The organism is Burkholderia sp. E168m15 (genome assembly GCF_016586105.1).
GTDB classification, from domain to species: Bacteria; Pseudomonadota; Gammaproteobacteria; order Burkholderiales; family Burkholderiaceae; genus Burkholderia; species Burkholderia orbicola.
The window spans coordinates 1-1,189 of the sequence record NZ_BCPO01000241.1; the positions used below are offsets into that span (position 1 = coordinate 1).

The 1,189-nt window shown below is 59.5% G+C and carries 1 protein-coding gene; it reads right to left on the reverse strand.

The window, feature by feature from the left end:
• Positions 1 to 21: 21 nt before the first annotated feature.
• Entirely contained in the window at positions 22 to 987 is a 966-nt protein-coding gene (locus JMF86_RS34860; protein ID WP_011545951.1) for an IS110-like element ISBcen8 family transposase, read from the reverse strand.
• Between the last annotated feature and the right edge of the window lie 202 nt (positions 988 to 1,189).

Sequence of the window (1,189 nt, forward strand, 5' to 3'; positions counted from 1 at the left end):
ACTGAGTAACCGTCTTCCGAGTCAAGCCCGATGAAGTGAATCGTCCCAAGGCGTGTTGGTTTTGACCATGGCATTGAGCATGGTTAGGAGCTTGCGCATGCAGGCAACAAGCGCGACCTTGGACAGTTTGCCGGCGGCCTTCAGGCGTTGATAGAAGGCTCTGATGGCGGGGTTGTAGCGTGTGGCAGTCAATGTAGCCATGTACAGCACGCGACGGATCGCGAAGCGGCCACCTTGAACCCGTCGTCGCCCATTACGTAAGCCGGAATCGCAAGCAATGGGAGCGACGCCAACGAGGGCTGCAATCTGACGGCGATTGAGCCGGCCCAATTCGGGCAGTTCTGCGATCAGGCAGGCGCTGGATACCGGGCCAATTCCATGTGTGGACTGCAACAGGCGGTCGAGTTCACCGAAGTGCTGGCGTACATGAGCGACCATCTGAGCGTCGATGTCATCGAGTTGTGCCTGGATGGCGGCAATGATAGCCAGCAGACTTGGATGCAGACCAACCGGCGTGATCTGGAGCCGCTGTCGCTCCGAAAGGAGCATGGTGAGTAGTTGGCGCCGTCGGGTCACCAGTGCAGCCAGCCACTGCTGCCGCTCGTCGGGAACGGGACGTAGCAAGCGGGACAGATCGTCCCGACGCAGTAGCACGGAAGCCAGTTCGGCAAGCATATGTGCGTCGATGGCGTCGGTTTTGGCCAGACGTCCCATCGAGCGGGCAAAATCGCGTGCTTGCCGAGGGTTGACGACAGCGACCGGCAAACCCGCACCTTGCAAGGCGCACGCCAGCTCGGTCTCGTAGCCACCGGTCGCCTCCATCACGACCAACTGCACGTTCAGCGGCTGAAGGGCAACAGCCAGGGCCGAGTGGCCCTCGGCATCGTTGTTGAATCGACGGATGTCCAGATTGGCACCCAGTACGGAAACATCGACGTGAGCTTTTGCGACGTCAATGCCGACCGTTACGGCAGAAGGAGCAGACATGATCTTCGGATCCCATGCTTGTACATGCGCACTCGATGTAAATGGCGCGCGTAACCGTTCGGGCTTCAGGAAGACCAGCACGGCAACCGTGCGTTTTGTACTCAGTCACGGGCTCCAACACCCAAGCGCGGGGCAAACTGCACGGTCTCGTCTGGCTACCACCAGACTTTACCGTACTGGTCAGTACTGAACATACAAGCGC